We start from the raw sequence: 15,913 nt of genomic DNA, 5'->3' as shown, positions 1-15,913 counted from the left end.
ATTTTGAAATTAAACTTCAAAAAATATTTTTTTATGGTGTGAGTTTCACTATAATGACGAAAAAGCCAAAAGGAAACCAAGTGTTACTGTCTAATATAGGAGTTTATATGTCGAAATTATCACATAATGAAGTCTTAGATAAAATCAAATTTGGTCTTATTGCTTCTTGTCAGCCTGTCGATGACGGCCCTATGGATAAACCTGAAATCGTGGCGGCGATGGCGCAGGCTTCTGTCATTGGTGGCGCAGCGGGATTGCGCATTGAGGGCGTAGAAAATCTCAAAGCAACACGCCCTACCGTGAATGTGCCGATTATTGGTATTGTGAAACGTGATTTACCTGACAGCCCAGTGCGAATTACTCCGTTTTTGCATGATATTGAAGATTTAGCGAAAGCCGGTGCAGATATTATTGCCGTGGATGGGACAAATCGTCCTAGACCGGTAGATATTGAAAGTGCGGTCAAAAAAATCCATGAATTAGGCTGTTTAGCCATGGCAGATTGTTCGAATTTAGAAGAAGGTTTGTATTGTCAAAAACTCGGTTTTGATATCGTGGGGAGTACGATGTCAGGCTATACAGGTGGCGCTGTGCCGGAAGAGCCGGATTATCAATTAGTCAAAGATTTGAAAGCCGCAGGCTGTCGTGTCATGGCGGAAGGACGTTATAACACCCCTGAGTTGGCGAAAACAGCCATTGAAATTGGTGCTTATTGCGTGACAGTTGGTTCTGCACTAACGCGTTTAGAGCATATTGTAAGCTGGTTTGCTAAAGCCATTCATTCAGCAAAAAAATAAAGGAAGAAGACATGTCATTAACAGTGGATAGTGGCCAAGCATTACAGCGTTGTTTGGCATTAGATATTGGTGGCACGAAAATTGCTTCTGCTATTGTGAAAAATGGCGAAATTGAGCAGCGAAAACAGATTTCCACGCCACAAGATGATGCTGCGCAAGCGATGCATCAAACCCTTGCTCAGTTGTTAAAAGAATATGAAGGGCAGTTTGATTATGTCGCCGTTGCTTCAACGGGCATTATTAATCAAGGCATTCTGACTGCACTTAATCCTAAAAACTTGGGTGGATTAGCTCAATTCCCATTAAAAGACAGTATTGCACAGCACACCGATAAACCAATTGGCTTACTTAATGATGTGCAAGCGGCAGCCTACGCCGAGTATCAACTACAAAATCCTAATGATGTTCAAAACTTTACCTTTATTACGGTTTCAACAGGCGTAGGGGGCGGTTTAATTTTAAATCATCGTTTACTTACTGATCCAAATGGCATAGCAGGACATATTGGTCATACTTTAGCCGATCCTAATGGCCCCGTTTGTGGATGTGGTCGCCGTGGTTGTGTTGAAGCCATTGCATCTGGTCGCGCGATTGAAGCGGTTTCTTCTCAGTGGGATGAGCCTTGTGATCCGAAAGAAGTCTTTGCGCGTTTCCGTCAAAATGATGAAAAAGCGACCGCACTTGTGACTCGTTCAGCCCAAGCTATTGCGAATTTAATTGCGGATTTGAAGATTGGCTTAGATATGCAGAAAGTCGTAGTTGGTGGTAGTGTCGGATTAGCAGAAGGTTATTTACCGTTGGTTCAATCTTTATTAAGTGAACTTCCCGCTGTTTATCATTGTGAATTAGAAAGTGCTAAATTCGGGCAAGATGCTGGCTTGATTGGTGCAGCTTACTGGGTAAAAGATTGCTTATTACAAGCAAAAAATACGGGAGTGGTTTATGGCTAAAAATGGCAATATTTTAAATACCATCAGCTCGTTATATCGCAGTTTAACGAAAACTGAAAAGAAAATTGCGGATGCGATTTTACTGAATCCTTATCTTGCGGTGCAATGTCCTCTAGCTGAAATTGCGGCTCATTTAGAAGTCGGGGAAGCGACCTTTGTGCGTTTTTGCCGTACTCTCGGCTTTAAAGGCTTCAGCGATTTTAAATTGGAATTATCCATCGAGCTTGCGACGAAGGATGGCAAAGATAACACCGTATTAGATTCAGATATTACCGATTCTGACAACTCATTGAATATCGCGCATAAGCTGAAATCTGCCATCAATAACGTGATGGATGAAACCATTAATTTATTAGATTTTGAGCAGTTGGAGGAGGCAGTAAAAGCCATTCAGCAAGCAAATCGTGTCTTTTTATTTGGTGTGGGTACATCCGGTATTACTGCGGAAGATGCTAAAAATAAACTAATGCGTATCGGTGTGCAAGTGGATGCGACAGGTAACAACCATTTTATGTATATGCAGGCATCTTTATTGACGAAAAAAGATGTGGCAATTGGTTTGAGCCATTCCGGTTATTCTCAAGAAACCACTCATACCATGAAAATCGCCAAAGAAAATGGCGCCAAAACCATTGCGATTACACACAGCTTGCGTTCTCCAATCACTGAATATGCCGATCTTGTTTTAGTGAATGGTAATAAACAAGGTAAGCTACAAGGCGACTCTATCGGTACGAAGATTGCTCAATTATTCGTATTAGATTTGATTTACGCTTTATTAGTACAGGCATCACAGGAAAGTGCGGTCAAAATAAAGCAAAAAACATTAAATGTCATTTTAGAACAACGTATCAAATAGGAGAGAAAAATGCGTAACTTAAAAGGTATTTTTAGTGCGTTATTAGTATCATTCAATGAAGATGGCTCTATCAATGAAAAAGGCTTGCGTGAAATTATTCGCTATAACATTGATAAGATGAAAATTGATGGTTTATATGTAGGTGGCTCAACAGGTGAAAACTTCATGCTTTCTACGGAAGAGAAAAAACAAATTTTCCGTATCGCGAAAGATGAAGCAAAAGACCAAGTCGCGTTAATCGCACAAGTGGGTAGCGTGAACTTACATGAAGCAGTGGAATTAGGTAAATATGCAACGGAATTAGGCTATGACAGTCTTTCTGCGGTAACGCCTTTCTACTACAAATTCAGTTTCCCTGAAATCAAACATTACTACGACACCATTATTGCAGAGACAGGCAATAACATGATCGTGTACTCAATTCCGTTCTTAACAGGTGTGAACATGGGTATTGAGCAATTCGGCGAACTTTATAAAAACCCGAAAGTGCTTGGTGTGAAATTTACCGCTGGGGACTTCTATTTATTAGAACGTTTGAAAAAAGCTTATCCAAATCACCTCATTTGGGCTGGTTTTGATGAAATGATGGTTCCAGCTGTATCTCTTGGTGTAGATGGTGCGATCGGTAGTACATTCAACGTTAATGGTGTACGCGCAAGACAAATCTTTGAATTAACCAAACAAGGTAAATTGGCTGATGCGCTTCAAGTTCAACATGTGACCAATGATCTTATCGAAGGCATTTTAGCGAATGGCTTATATCTCACTATCAAAGAGTTATTGAAACTAGATGGCGTGGATGCAGGTTATTGCCGTGAGCCAATGACAGCGAAAGCAACACCAGAGCAATTAGCAAAAGCGAAAGAGTTAAAAGCAAAATATTTATAAATTAATGGAAAAGTGACCGCACTTACTTCTTTCCTCTCTCTATCGGAGAGGAAAGAATGTCGGTGTGGTACTGATAAGGAAGGTTATTATGCGTCTCATTCCTCTGAACAATGAACAACAAGTCAGCCGTTGGGCGGCGCGTCATATTGCTGATCGAATTAATCATTTTAAACCTACCGCAGAACGTCCTTTTGTATTAGGTTTACCAACAGGTGGTACGCCACTTAAGACCTATCAGGAATTGATTAAATTAAATCAAGCGGGAGAAGTGAGTTTTAAACATGTGGTGACCTTCAATATGGATGAATATGTAGGCTTGCCAAAAGAACATCCAGAAAGCTATCACAGTTTTATGCATAATAATTTCTTCAACCATATTGATATTCAACCGCAAAATATCAATATTTTAAATGGTAATACCAATGACCATGATGAAGAATGCCGCCGTTATGAAGAAAAAATTAAATCTTATGGCAAAATTCATTTATTTATGGGCGGAGTCGGTGTTGACGGACATATTGCCTTTAATGAACCTGCGTCTTCTTTAAGTTCGCGTACCCGTATTAAAACGTTAACGCCAGATACTATTATCGCGAATTCTCGTTTCTTTAATAATGACGTAAATCAAGTACCAAAATATGCCTTAACAATCGGTGTAGGGACATTACTTGATGCAGAAGAAGTGATGATTTTAGCAACGGGTCATAATAAAGCGTTAGCTGTACAAGCAGCCGTAGAGGGCAGTATTAATCACCTTTGGACAGTGAGTGCTTTACAGCTTCATCGTCATTTCGTTTTGGTATGTGATGAGCCAGCATTGCAAGAATTGAAAGTCAAAACAGTGAAATATTTTACTGAATTGGAAGGGCGCGCAATTCATAGTGTATTATAAATGCGGTTAATTTTAATTGGATTTTAGGAAGGTATGATGAAGCATGCATTAATTAACAGCGTAATCTACACGAAAAATGAAGTGTTAAGAGATTATGCAGTGGTTATTGAAGGGGAATATATTCAATCTGTTATTCCACAAAGCGAATTAGAAAGTGGGATTAAAACCATTGATTTGCAAGGTCATAATCTCACGGCAGGCTTTATTGATCTGCAATTAAACGGTTGTGGTGGCGTGATGTTTAACGATCAAACAAGCGTAGAAACATTAGAAATTATGCAAGCGACTAATTTGAAATCAGGCTGCACCAGTTTCTTACCAACGTTTATTACCGCACCGGATGAAGATATTAAATACGCAGTAAATATCATGCGTGAGTATTTGAATAAGCATAAAAATCAAGCGCTTGGTTTACACATCGAAGGGCCTTATTTGAGCTTAGAGAAAAAAGGCGTACATCGCCCGGAATATATCCGTGAAGCGACGCCTGAGATGAAGGATTTCTTATGTAGTAATGCTGATGTGATTACTAAGCTGACCATTGCCGCTGAAAACCCAACAGTGCAATATATTCCTGATTTTGTGAAAGCAGGCATTATTGTGTCTATTGGTCATTCTAATGCGACTTATGAAGTGGCGAAAGCTGCCTTTCATAAAGGTGCGACTTTTGCGACTCACTTACACAATGCCATGTCGCCGATCAGTTCAGGACGAGCAATGGGCGTAGTTGGTGCAGTGTTAGATTCTGATATTTACACGGGGATTATTGTAGATGGCGTGCATGTGAACTTTGGTAACGTTCGCTTAGATAAAAAAGCGAAAGGTGACAAACTTTGCATTGTAACCGATTCTCTTGCTGCTGCAGGTGCACCACCTGAATTGGAAACCTTCACCTTTGTAGGAAAACCAATTTATGTGAAAGAAGGTCGTTGCTACGATGCAAATGGTACGATTGCGGGCGCATCAATTACCATGATGGAATCTATTAAGAATGCTGTAGAGTATGTAGAAATTCCATTAGCAGAGGCGATTCGCATGAGTAACCTTTACCCTGCGAGAGCGATTGGCGTAGATGATCGTTTAGGCTCAGTTGAAGCAGGTAAGGTAGCAAACTTGGCAGTGTTCACAAAAGATTATGATGTGATTGGTACCGTATTAAACGGCGAATGGAAACCAAACTAAAGTGCGGTCAAAAATAGTATTGTTTTAAACGTAATCCGATCTTTAAACAGATCGGATTATTTTTTATGACTGTAGTACGGTGATCTTACCGGTATCCACTTGGAACAATTTTCCTTTTCCCACTTGCATCTCTTTGAGTTGACCTTGAGTGATGGCAGTAACAAAGACTTGAGATCCACTTTGTTGCAAGCGTTCCGCAAGCAAGGCACGTTTATGTTGATCCAACTCTGAGGCAAAGTCATCAATTAGGAAGATACAATGACGCTGTTTTTGAATCATTAAATGTTCACCTTGCGCTAAACGTAGCGCACACATCAATAATTTTAATTGACCGCGAGAGAGTACATCTTCTACAGGGAGTCCATTGGCTTTAAAGCGGAAATCCGCTTTTTGTGGACCAGAAACCGTATAGCCAATGGCTTTGTCTCGCTCAAAGTTTTGCGCCAATAATTCACCATATTCTGTCTCTTTCTCCCAGCCTTGATGAAAGCTGACAGTAATCTCTAATTCAGGTAAAAATAACTGGCAGGTTTTTTCAATTTCTGGGCGTAAGGCTTCAGCATATTCAGCACGCCAATCACTCACTTGATGGGCTAATTTAGCTAATTCAATATCCCATATTTTTATTGCAGAATAAGGCTGATTTTGACTTAATGCGGCATTTCGTTGCTTTAATAAGCGGTTTAATGTGACCCAAGAGGAATGGAAACTGTTATGGTGGTGGAATAAGCCCCAATCTAAAAATGCGCGTCGAAAGCTAGGTCCACCATTTAATAGGGTCAGCCCTTCAGGCGTAATTAATTGCATCGGTAAAAGGTGAGCAAGATCGGCAATTTTATTGCCATCTTCACCGTTTATTTTTGCGATGGTATTACCTTGACGAAGTTTTTGTAAGCCAACAGACCATTGATGCTGGCTTTCTTGAATTTGGCCAAAAAGCGTGAAATGAGGTTCATCGTAAGAAATGATGCGATTTGAGACCGCACTTTTGAAAGAGCGTCCATGTCCGAGATAAAAAATGGCTTCTAATAAGCTCGTTTTTCCGCTGCCGTTATTGCCGACTAAAAAGTTAAAGCCGTGATCAAATTCAAGATCCACGGCATTTAAATTTCTAAATTTTTCAACAATTAAGCGAGAGATGGCCATTATTCTTAGAGGCGCATTGGCATAATGACGTATTCTGCGCTTGCATCTTCACTGTTTTCAATTAAGCAGCTTGATGATGCATCTGTGAGGCGAATGCGTACTTGTTGGCATTTTAAGGCATTCAATACATCTAAAATGTAAGTCACATTAAAGCCCACTTCCATTTCTTCACCTTGATAATTCACATCCACGATTTCTTCTGCCACTTCGTGTTCTGGGTTCGATGCGGTAATTTTAAGTTGGTTTTCACTTAAGTTTAAACGCACGCTACGTACACGTTCATTTGAAAGGATAGAAGCACGTACAAAGGCTTGTTTTAAGGTTTCCCAGTTACCTTCTACGATACGAGTTGCATTACGTGGTAATACACGACGGTAATCAGGGAAGCGACCATCAATGAGTTTTGAGGTAAACACAATGTGGTTTAAGTGAATGCGAAGATTATTCGTGCCGATTTGCAAACGAGCAAGTTCGTCACTGCTTTCTAATAAGCGATTCAGTTCTAATACACCTTTGCGAGGGAGAATAACTGAATGGGTTTGCAGATCTTGATCTAATTCGATCGTACAAACAGCAAGACGGTGACCGTCAGTTGCAACAGTACGTAATAAATTACCTTCCGTTTCAAATTTCATGCCGTTTAAGAAATAGCGGGCATCCTGGTTTGCCATTGAAAATTGGGTTGCTTCAATTAAACGACGCAAGGTGCTTTGCGGTAAGGCAAAATCCACTTCAGATTGCCAATCCGTTAGATTTGGGTATTCTTCAGCGGGCAGAGTAGTGAGATTAAACTTACTGCGACCTGATTCTACAATGGCGCGATCTTCTTCAAAGGTAACTGTAATTTCAAATTCATCTGATAATGTACGGCAAATATCTAAGAATTTTTTAGCCGGAATAGTGAAAGCGCCATCAGCAGTTGAAGAAGAAAGTTGAGTATAGCTAGACAGCTCAACTTCAAGGTCCGTACCTGTAATCGTTAAACGGTTATCTTCAATTTGTAATAACACGTTATTTAATACAGGAATATTCGGACGATTGCTTAATACGCCACAAACTTGCTGTAAGGGTTTTAATAGATTTTCTCTTGAAATGCTAAATTGCATCATTGGCTCCTTATGCAGATAATGTGCGAATTAAATTCGCCCAATCTTCTTGAATACTGCTGTCTTTTTCACGGAATTTAGGCACTTCACGGCAGGCATTTAAGACTGTCGTGTGATCGCGTTCAAAGGCACGGCCAATTTCCGGTAAGCTTTTATTGGTTAATTCTTTTGCTAACGCCATCGCAACTTGGCGTGGGCGAGTGACTGATCTTGCTCTGCTTTTTGATTTTAAATCAGCCACTTTAATTCGATAGTATTCTGCCACGACTTTCTGAATATTTTCAATGGTTACCAAACGTTCTTGTAAGGCAAGAATATCTTTTAATGTGTCACGAACAAAATCAATATCAATGTGACCACCTTTGAAGTCTTGCATCGCTTTCACACGGTTTAATGCGCCTTCTAATTCACGAACATTGGTGCGTAAACGTTGTGCAATAAAGAATGCTACTTCTTCTGACAGTTCCATATTATGTTCTTCTGCTTTTTTCAGCAAAATCGCAACACGGGTTTCTAAATCTGGTGGTTCAATCGCAGTCGTTAAACCCCAACCGAAACGAGATTTTAGGCGTTCTTCAATTTTTTCAATTTCTTTTGGATAGCGGTCAGAAGTCAAAATGATTTGACGGCCAGTTTCAAATAAACTATTGAAAATATGGAAAAATTCTTCTTGTGTTTTTTCTTTTTCTGCGAAGAATTGAATATCATCCACTAACAATGCATCAAGAGAACGATAGAATTTTTTGAATTGCTCCATTTTATTATCACGCATCGCTTTTACCATGTGCTGCATAAAATTATTAGCATGGATATAAAGCACTCTGGCATTCGGTTTATTCGCTAAAATGCCATTACCGATTGCGTGTAATAAGTGAGTTTTACCTAAACCTGTACCACCATATAAAAAGAATGGGTTTGCTGTTGGTTCACCTGGTGCGAGAGCGAGTTTTTGACCTACGGCACGGGCGAGTTGGTTTGATTTACCTTCAACAAAGTTTTCAAATAAATGTTTACGATTTAGGTGTGATTCAAATTTAGTTGACGCATCAGACTCTTGCTGAAAACTCACCGCACTTTCTTGATGATTAGATGATTGACTCGGGGCTGGTTCAATTGCTTTTGGTGCAGGTTTTACCCCTTCTTTTACGATAATTTGTAAATTTGGATTTTTAGCAAGGGCTTGGCAAATTTGATGAATTTGGGCCAAGTAATGATTTTCTACCCAGCTTTTCACAAACATATTTGACGCATATAACACCACTTGATCTTGCGAGATGATATCCGCTTGTAATGGGCGTAACCATGTGCTGAGATCCATCGGGGAAACCTGATCTTGTAGTTGTGATAAGCAATCTTGCCATAGGGTAGAAAGGCTCACGATAAATTATCCTTATGTTATATGCGTATAAAATAAAAGCCGCAAAAGTGCGGTTAAAAATCGAAGAGAATTTTACAATAATTTAGGCAAAAGATCTTCTGTTGGTCGTCAAAAAAAGACAAAAAGGTTGCTTGAGATTTTGTCCAAAATCCGTATAATCCCCACGATTTTAGAAGAAACGGAAGATTATTTCGGAATTTTCTCTTTTCTTATTTGACGAAAGCCCAATTTATGATTAAAATTGCGGTCTATTTTTTATAACCCTTGTTGTGTTTTGAATATCAAAACAGTAAACCATTTTGATTTAGGTAGATTACAATGAAACGTACATTTCAACCTTCTGTATTAAAACGTAGCCGTACTCACGGTTTCCGTGCTCGTATGGCAACTAAAAACGGCCGTCAAGTTTTAGCTCGTCGTCGTGCTAAAGGTCGTAAGAGTTTATCTGCATAATCACCTCTTTTAGTGATTAAGCTAAACTTCTCTCGGGAGTTACGATTGTTAACTCCCACTCAATTCAAAAATGTCTTCGAACAACCGTTTCGAGCAAGCACCCCTGAAATTACCATTCTCGCACGCAAAAATAATCTTGAGCATCCACGCTTAGGTTTAACTGTGGCTAAAAAACATCTTAAACGAGCGCACGATCGTAATCGTATTAAACGTTTAGTTCGTGAAAGTTTTCGTTTATCTCAACATAATTTGCCCTCTTGTGACTTTGTCTTTGTGGCGAAACGTGGCATTGGTCAGCTTGATAATCAAACGTTTTTACAAACTTTGGATAAATTATGGGCACGTCACATTCGTTTGGCACAAAAATCCTCATCGCTTTAATTAAGTTTTATCAAGTAGCGATTAGCCCTTTAATCGGGCCGCGTTGTCGTTTTGTGCCAACCTGTTCTTGCTATGGTATTGAGGCGTTAAAAACACATGGATTGTTAAAAGGTAGTTGGCTTACGCTAAAACGTGTATTAAAATGTCACCCCTTAAGCGCCGGTGGATTCGATCCTGTTCCGCCGAAAAAGATTAATAATAACGATGAGAAAAAATAATGGACTCAAGACGTAGCCTATTAGTGCTTGCACTACTCTTTATTTCTTTCCTTGTTTATCAGCAATGGCAACTTGATAAAAATCCACCTGTTCAACAACAGACCACGGAACAAACAACAGCCGCCTCTTCTGATGTCCCGGCAAGTTCTTCTTCATCTGCTGAAGTAGTGGCAGATTCACAAACAAAAGGTCAAATTATCACATTAGAAAATGATGTACTCCGTTTGAAAGTGGATACATTAGGTGGTGATGTAATCAGTTCTGAACTATTAAAATATGATGCAGAATTAGGTTCAAAAGAACCTTTCGTCTTGTTAAAAGATACAAACGAGCATGTTTACATTGCACAAAGCGGTTTAATTGGTAAAAACGGGATCGATACAAAAGCAGGTCGTGCGCAATATCAAGTTACTGGCGATAATTTCAAATTAGCAGAAGGTCAAAATGAACTTTCAGTGCCATTAACATTTGAAAAAGATGGTGTGACTTATCGTAAAATCTTTGTGTTAAAACGTGATAGTTACGATGTCGGTGTTAACTTTGAAATTGTGAACCAAAGTGGTAGTGCAATTGAAGTTGAACCTTACGGCCAATTAAAACACACATTAGTTGAAAGCAGCGGTAACGTGGCAATGCCTACTTATACCGGTGGTGCGTATTCTTCTTCAGAAACCAATTACAAAAAATACAGCTTCAGCGATATGAAAGATAAAAATCTTTCTATCGATACCAAAGCAGGTTGGGTTGCTATTTTACAACACTATTTCGTATCAGCTTGGATCCCAAATCAAGATGTAAATAACCAACTTTATAGTATTACAGACAGTAAAAATAACGTTGCGTCTATTGGTTATCGTGGTCCAGTCGTTTCTATTCCAGCAGGTGCAACAGAGACTATTACCAGCTCATTATGGACAGGTCCGAAATTACAAAACAAAATGGCTGAAGTGGCTAACCACTTAGACTTAACTGTCGATTATGGTTGGGCATGGTTCATCGCGAAACCATTATTCTGGTTATTAACTTTCATTCAAAGTATTGTATCTAACTGGGGTGTGGCAATTATTTGTGTCACCTTAGTGGTTAAAGCGATTTTATATCCGCTTACAAAAGCACAATACACTTCTATGGCGAAAATGCGTATGTTGCAACCGAAAATGCAAGAAATGCGCGAACGTTTTGGTGATGATCGCCAACGTATGAGCCAAGAAATGATGAAACTTTACAAAGAAGAAAAAGTAAATCCACTTGGTGGTTGCTTACCATTAATCCTCCAAATGCCAATTTTCATTGCATTATACTGGACGTTTATGGAAGCAGTTGAACTTCGTCATGCGCCATTCTTTGGTTGGATTCAAGATTTATCGGCACAAGACCCTTACTACATTCTTCCAATCTTAATGGGCGGATCAATGTTCTTGTTACAAAAAATGTCACCAACACCGGTTGCAGATCCAATGCAACAAAAAGTGATGAACTTCATGCCGTTGATCTTCATGTTCTTCTTCCTCTGGTTCCCGGCAGGTCTGGTACTTTACTGGTTAGTGTCTAACTTAATCACTATCGTACAACAACAAATGATCTACCGTGGTTTAGAGAAAAAAGGGTTACATACCCGTAAAAAATAACAAATAGAAGGCATCGAAAGATGCCTTTTTTCTATCATTGATTGATATATAATCACATGGGCGTATTAATGCGCCCTCTCATTTTTTAATCGCCAATAAAAGTGCGGTCAATTTTTAGTGAGTTTTTATGAAAGAAACAATCGTTGCACAAGCGACAGCGCCAGGACGTGGCGGTATTGGTATTTTGCGTGTATCAGGCCCGAAAGCCCTTGAAGTGGCACAAGCTGTACTAGGTAAATGCCCTAAACCAAGAATGGCAGACTATTTACCTTTTAAAGATGCCGATGGCACAGTATTAGATCAAGGCATTGCGCTTTATTTTAAATCACCAAATTCCTTTACTGGTGAAGATGTATTGGAATTACAAGGTCATGGCGGCCAAGTAGTATTAGATTTGTTGCTAAAACGAATCTTACAACTTGATGGTGTTCGTCTTGCGCGTCCAGGTGAATTTTCAGAACAGGCTTTTTTAAACGATAAATTAGATTTAGCTCAAGCAGAAGCTATTGCAGATTTGATTGATGCCACTTCGGAGCAAGCCGCTCGTTCGGCATTAAAATCATTACAAGGTGAATTTTCTAATAAAGTGAATCAGTTGGTGGATTCCGTCATTTATCTTCGTACTTATGTGGAAGCGTCGATTGATTTCCCCGATGAAGAAATTGACTTCTTGGCAGACGGTAAAATTGAAGCAAAATTACGAGAAATTATTAATCAACTTGATTTAGTCCGTAGCGAAGCGAAACAAGGCTCGATTTTACGTGAAGGGATGAAAGTGGTGATTGCGGGTCGTCCAAATGCGGGTAAATCCAGCTTACTGAATGCTTTAGCGGGCAGAGAAGCGGCTATTGTGACAGATATTGCGGGAACGACGCGCGATGTATTGCGTGAGCATATTCATATTGATGGCATGCCTTTACATATTATTGATACTGCAGGACTTCGTGAAGCGACAGACGAAGTTGAACGTATCGGCATCTCGCGTGCGTGGACTGAAATTGAGCAAGCCGATCGTATAATTTTGATGTTGGACAGCAGCGATCCTGATAGCCAACATATTGAAAAAGTGCGGTCAGAATTTTTATCAAAATTGCCAAATAATATGCCGGTGACCATTGTCCGCAATAAAGTAGATTTAAGCGGCGAGACAGTTGGACTAAAAGAAGAAAATGGAACAACGACCGTTTGTTTATCGGCTCAAACGCATCAAGGCGTAGATTTATTACGTGAGCATTTAAAACAGGCGATGGGTTTCCAAACAGGGATGGAAGGTGGCTTCTTAGCACGTCGTCGTCATCTTGATGCTTTAGAAAAAGCGGCCGAACATTTACAAATTGGATTAGTTCAATTAACCGAGTTTCATGCTGGTGAATTGTTAGCGGAAGAACTTCGTTTAGTACAAGCTAACCTCAGTGAAATTACGGGGCAATTTACCTCGGATGATTTACTCGGGAATATTTTCAGTTCTTTCTGTATTGGAAAATAGGTTTTAGGTTATGACTTTTCATATGTTGTGGGTCATTGCGCTTGGTCTTTCGATGGATGCGTTTGCAGTATCCATTTCCAAAGGTTTGGCAATGCGCGCTTTTCGGTGGAAACAAGCGCTTGCCATTGCATGCTGTTTTGGACTATTTCAAGGCATTATGCCGGCAATCGGCTATGTTGTCGGGCTACAATTTAGTCAGATGATTCAAAATTGGGACCATTGGATTGCCTTTGCTTTACTTGTGCTTATTGGTGTGAATATGATTCGTGAAGGGGTGAGTTCAGATGATGAACCTGCGCTCTCATTGATTAGTTTAAAACACTTACTAACACTTGGTGTGGCAACGAGCATTGATGCGTTAGCCGTTGGTGTCTCTTTTGCTTTTCTTTCCGTAGACATTGTGTTGGCTGTATTTATCATTGATTTAATCACCTTTGTCATCTCTTTTATTGGTGTAAAGAGCGGTCATTTTTTAGGGAAAAAATTCAAAAGCAAAGCAGAGATTTTTGGCGGTTTAGTGTTATTAGTCATGGCTGTGAAAATCCTACACGAACATGGTGTTTTTTAAGTGCGAATTTTCGCCTTTTAGATTATAATCCTATGAACTTTGTCTTTTTTAAAAGGGTAATAATTGAATGTTAATTGAAAAAATGCATGGCATCGCCCATAGTTTTATCGGAAAAGCGATCTTTGCTTTAATTCCAGTTTCATTTTTGATTGGTGGGATGTCAGGTTATCTGTATAGCAGCAATGATAGTTTTGCGGCAAAAGTAAATGGCGAGACAATCTCTCAACAAGATTTCTTAAATCGTTATAACCAAGAGTTTGAAGCTAGAGCTCAACAAGAAGGCGAGAGCTTCCTAGCGAAAACTGACTCTGTGGAATTTGTGACCGCACTTCGTCAAAATTTAATTCAACGTTTGGTTGATCAAGAGTTAATCCGTCAATATGCGAAAGAATTAAAATTAGGTGTAAGTGATGAGATGATCAAGCGCGCGATTGTGAGCGATCCTAACTTACAATCTAACGGTAAATTTGATAACGTGCGCTATCAACAATTATTGTCCCAAAATGGCTTAACATCCGATACTTATGCGGCTATTTTACGTAATGCATTAACACTTGAACAAATGCAAAACGGTTTGGCTGACAGTGAGTTTGTCGTGCCGGCTCAAGTGAAAGATAACGCACAAGTCTTTTTCCAAAAACGTATCGCTCGTCTTGTAACTCTTCCATTAGCCGATGAAATTGCAAAACAAAAAGTAACGGACGAAGAAATTAAAGCCTATTACGATGCGAATGCGAAATCACTTGTTCAACCTGAACAAGCGAAAGTGCAATATATTCACGTCTCAGCAAATGAATTAGGTAAGTTACAACCTGTCACTGAAACACAAATTGCACAATATTATCAAGAAAATAAAGCGCAATTCATTAGCCAAAAATTAGCACATATTCAATTATCAACTGAGAAAGAAGCGGATTCCGTTTATCAAGAACTGAAAAAAGGTGCTGATTTTGCTGAGTTAGCAAAAACAAAATCCCTAGATAAACTTTCTGGTGCTCAAGGCGGTGAATTAGGTTGGGTAAAAGACAACGAATTACCGAAAAACTTTGAAGATGCAGCATTATTGTTAAATGTTGGTCAATACAGCACACCGGTTAATGTGGATGGGGCTTACCATATTATTTTAGTGCAAGATCGTAAAGAACGTACTTTAGAAGAAGTGAAAGAACAAATCGCGGATACTGTGCGTAAAAACTTAGCAGAAAGCCGTTTCCAAGCAGTAGAAAAAGCCGTTCGTGAAAAAGCAGCCGAAAGCAGTGATTCATTAGCTGCGGTAGCGGATGCTGCAGGTGTGAAAGTGGAAGAAACGGATTACTTTGGTAAAAACAATGTCCCTGCGGCATTAAATTTCCCAAATGTGACTTCTGCTATTTTTGAATCTGATATTGCAAACGGTGGTGCAAATTCTGAGCCATTAACTGTAGGTGAAAATGAATTTGTTGTGGTACGTGTCGTGGATCACAAAGCTGAAGGTTTACAAAGCCTTGATGAAGCGAAATCAACGATTGAGCAATTCTTAAAACGTGAAAAAGCCGATAAAGTATTGACTGAAAAAGCAGAGCAAGCCGTTAAAGCGCTATCTGCAGATCAAACCAAATTACCTGCCGGTATTAGTTTTAGTGAGCCACAAACCTTTACGTTAGTGGATAATAAAGATCCAGTGCTTTATGAAGGTGTATTTGCCATTGCAAAACCACAAGATGGTAAAGTGGCTTATCAAGTTGCTCGTAACAGCAAAGGTGATGTGGTTGTGGTTGCCCTTGAACGTGTAGAAGAACCTACTTTAAATGAGCAAGAGTTAGCGAAATTTAGCACTCAACTTGTTCGTGCGCGTCAAGGCGAATTGCAAGGACAGTTAATGCAAGCATTACGTGAAAAAGCACAAATCGAGATTAATACCAGCTTTATTAATCAAGATGATTCAGAAGAAGGTGCGGCTCACTAAGCTGATTGAAATGTCATTCATCATCAATTTCTGATG

The 15,913-nt window shown here is 39.5% G+C and carries 16 protein-coding genes; 13 read left to right on the top strand and 3 right to left on the bottom strand.

The genetic code is table 11. The features are described from left to right. Positions 1-107: 107 nt before the first annotated feature. The 6 genes from HMPREF3020_RS07340 (at position 108) to nagA (ending at position 5,568) form a co-directional block, all read left to right on the top strand. Positions 108-797 (top strand): N-acetylmannosamine-6-phosphate 2-epimerase, encoded by a 690-nt coding sequence (locus tag HMPREF3020_RS07340; RefSeq protein ID WP_049372873.1) that lies wholly within the window; start codon positions 108-110, stop codon positions 795-797. An 11-nt stretch (positions 798-808) separates the two neighbouring features. Next, a complete protein-coding gene (locus HMPREF3020_RS07335; RefSeq protein ID WP_070776057.1) occupies positions 809-1,747 on the top strand; it encodes an N-acetylmannosamine kinase in 939 nt (312 codons plus the stop codon). After that, entirely contained in the window at positions 1,740-2,606 is an 867-nt protein-coding gene (locus tag HMPREF3020_RS07330) for a MurR/RpiR family transcriptional regulator (protein ID WP_070776056.1), read from the top strand. The genes HMPREF3020_RS07335 and HMPREF3020_RS07330 overlap by 8 nt, the downstream gene beginning before the upstream one ends. Positions 2,607-2,615: 9 nt before the next feature. After that, entirely contained in the window at positions 2,616-3,494 is an 879-nt protein-coding gene (gene nanA / locus HMPREF3020_RS07325; RefSeq protein ID WP_005695560.1) for an N-acetylneuraminate lyase, read from the top strand. 88 nt (positions 3,495-3,582) lie between these two features. Beyond that, positions 3,583-4,386 carry a glucosamine-6-phosphate deaminase gene (gene nagB, locus HMPREF3020_RS07320; protein ID WP_014064021.1) on the top strand — a complete coding sequence of 268 codons (804 nt, stop codon included), beginning with the start codon at positions 3,583-3,585 and terminating at the stop codon, positions 4,384-4,386. A 36-nt stretch (positions 4,387-4,422) separates the two neighbouring features. Next, on the top strand, positions 4,423-5,568 hold the full coding sequence (nagA, locus tag HMPREF3020_RS07315) for an N-acetylglucosamine-6-phosphate deacetylase (protein ID WP_070776055.1): 1,146 nt from the start codon (positions 4,423-4,425) through the stop codon (positions 5,566-5,568). A 63-nt stretch (positions 5,569-5,631) separates the two neighbouring features. Here nagA and recF read toward each other — a convergent pair whose 3' ends face one another. The 3 genes from recF to dnaA are packed head-to-tail and all read right to left on the bottom strand — an operon-like array spanning position 5,632 to position 9,198. Next, on the bottom strand, positions 5,632-6,714 hold the full coding sequence (gene recF / locus HMPREF3020_RS07310; protein ID WP_070776054.1) for a DNA replication/repair protein RecF: 1,083 nt from the start codon (positions 6,712-6,714) through the stop codon (positions 5,632-5,634). A gap of 5 nt (positions 6,715-6,719) precedes the next feature. After that, positions 6,720-7,820, bottom strand: coding sequence for a DNA polymerase III subunit beta (gene dnaN / locus HMPREF3020_RS07305; RefSeq protein WP_014064018.1), 1,101 nt, complete (start codon positions 7,818-7,820; stop codon positions 6,720-6,722). Positions 7,821-7,830: 10 nt separating this feature from the next. After that, positions 7,831-9,198, bottom strand: coding sequence for a chromosomal replication initiator protein DnaA (gene dnaA, locus HMPREF3020_RS07300; RefSeq protein WP_070776053.1), 1,368 nt, complete (start codon positions 9,196-9,198; stop codon positions 7,831-7,833). A gap of 318 nt (positions 9,199-9,516) precedes the next feature. Between dnaA and rpmH the strand changes: the two genes are divergently transcribed. The 7 genes from rpmH to ppiD all read left to right on the top strand — a co-directional run bounded on the left by rpmH (position 9,517) and on the right by ppiD (position 15,877). Further along, positions 9,517-9,651 (top strand): 50S ribosomal protein L34, encoded by a 135-nt coding sequence (gene rpmH / locus HMPREF3020_RS07295; protein WP_005539760.1) that lies wholly within the window; start codon positions 9,517-9,519, stop codon positions 9,649-9,651. Between the two features lie 12 nt (positions 9,652-9,663). Further along, positions 9,664-10,032 (top strand): ribonuclease P protein component, encoded by a 369-nt coding sequence (rnpA, locus tag HMPREF3020_RS07290; RefSeq protein ID WP_014064016.1) that lies wholly within the window; start codon positions 9,664-9,666, stop codon positions 10,030-10,032. Next, entirely contained in the window at positions 9,987-10,250 is a 264-nt protein-coding gene (gene yidD, locus HMPREF3020_RS07285) for a membrane protein insertion efficiency factor YidD (RefSeq protein WP_005695569.1), read from the top strand. The genes rnpA and yidD overlap by 46 nt, the downstream gene beginning before the upstream one ends. Continuing rightward, positions 10,250-11,878: a membrane protein insertase YidC gene (gene yidC, locus HMPREF3020_RS07280; protein WP_070590571.1), complete on the top strand. Its 1,629-nt coding sequence runs from the start codon at positions 10,250-10,252 to the stop codon at positions 11,876-11,878. Before yidD ends, yidC begins: the two co-directional genes overlap by 1 nt. A 127-nt stretch (positions 11,879-12,005) precedes the next feature. Continuing rightward, entirely contained in the window at positions 12,006-13,364 is a 1,359-nt protein-coding gene (gene mnmE / locus HMPREF3020_RS07275) for a tRNA uridine-5-carboxymethylaminomethyl(34) synthesis GTPase MnmE (RefSeq protein WP_049371893.1), read from the top strand. A 10-nt stretch (positions 13,365-13,374) separates the two neighbouring features. Then, positions 13,375-13,932, top strand: coding sequence for a manganese efflux pump MntP (locus HMPREF3020_RS07270; protein WP_005699957.1), 558 nt, complete (start codon positions 13,375-13,377; stop codon positions 13,930-13,932). 67 nt (positions 13,933-13,999) lie between these two features. Next, a complete protein-coding gene (gene ppiD / locus HMPREF3020_RS07265) occupies positions 14,000-15,877 on the top strand; it encodes a peptidylprolyl isomerase (RefSeq protein WP_070776052.1) in 1,878 nt (625 codons plus the stop codon). The last annotated feature ends 36 nt before the right edge of the window (positions 15,878-15,913 follow it).

It is taken from the genome of Haemophilus sp. HMSC068C11 (assembly GCF_001815355.1).
Classification (GTDB): Bacteria; Pseudomonadota; Gammaproteobacteria; order Enterobacterales; family Pasteurellaceae; genus Haemophilus_D.
The sequence above is the reverse complement of the archived record's forward strand: the minus strand, read 5'-3'. Positions and strand labels throughout refer to the sequence as shown.

Excerpts from the sequence above, each read along its gene's own strand:
- nagA (WP_070776055.1), top strand. The coding sequence starts at position 4,423 with ATGAAGCATGCATTAATTAACAGCGTAATCTACACGAAAAATGAAGTG.
- nagB (WP_014064021.1), top strand. The coding sequence starts at position 3,583 with ATGCGTCTCATTCCTCTGAACAATGAACAACAAGTCAGCCGTTGGGCG.
- yidD (WP_005695569.1), top strand. The coding sequence starts at position 9,987 with ATGGGCACGTCACATTCGTTTGGCACAAAAATCCTCATCGCTTTAATT.
- mnmE (WP_049371893.1), top strand. The coding sequence starts at position 12,006 with ATGAAAGAAACAATCGTTGCACAAGCGACAGCGCCAGGACGTGGCGGT.
- nanA (WP_005695560.1), top strand. The coding sequence starts at position 2,616 with ATGCGTAACTTAAAAGGTATTTTTAGTGCGTTATTAGTATCATTCAAT.
- HMPREF3020_RS07330 (WP_070776056.1), top strand. The coding sequence starts at position 1,740 with ATGGCTAAAAATGGCAATATTTTAAATACCATCAGCTCGTTATATCGC.
- yidC (WP_070590571.1), top strand. The coding sequence starts at position 10,250 with ATGGACTCAAGACGTAGCCTATTAGTGCTTGCACTACTCTTTATTTCT.
- HMPREF3020_RS07335 (WP_070776057.1), top strand. The coding sequence starts at position 809 with ATGTCATTAACAGTGGATAGTGGCCAAGCATTACAGCGTTGTTTGGCA.
- HMPREF3020_RS07340 (WP_049372873.1), top strand. The coding sequence starts at position 108 with ATGTCGAAATTATCACATAATGAAGTCTTAGATAAAATCAAATTTGGT.
- HMPREF3020_RS07270 (WP_005699957.1), top strand. The coding sequence starts at position 13,375 with ATGACTTTTCATATGTTGTGGGTCATTGCGCTTGGTCTTTCGATGGAT.
- recF (WP_070776054.1), bottom strand. The coding sequence starts at position 6,714 with ATGGCCATCTCTCGCTTAATTGTTGAAAAATTTAGAAATTTAAATGCC.
- dnaN (WP_014064018.1), bottom strand. The coding sequence starts at position 7,820 with ATGCAATTTAGCATTTCAAGAGAAAATCTATTAAAACCCTTACAGCAA.
- rpmH (WP_005539760.1), top strand. The coding sequence starts at position 9,517 with ATGAAACGTACATTTCAACCTTCTGTATTAAAACGTAGCCGTACTCAC.
- ppiD (WP_070776052.1), top strand. The coding sequence starts at position 14,000 with ATGTTAATTGAAAAAATGCATGGCATCGCCCATAGTTTTATCGGAAAA.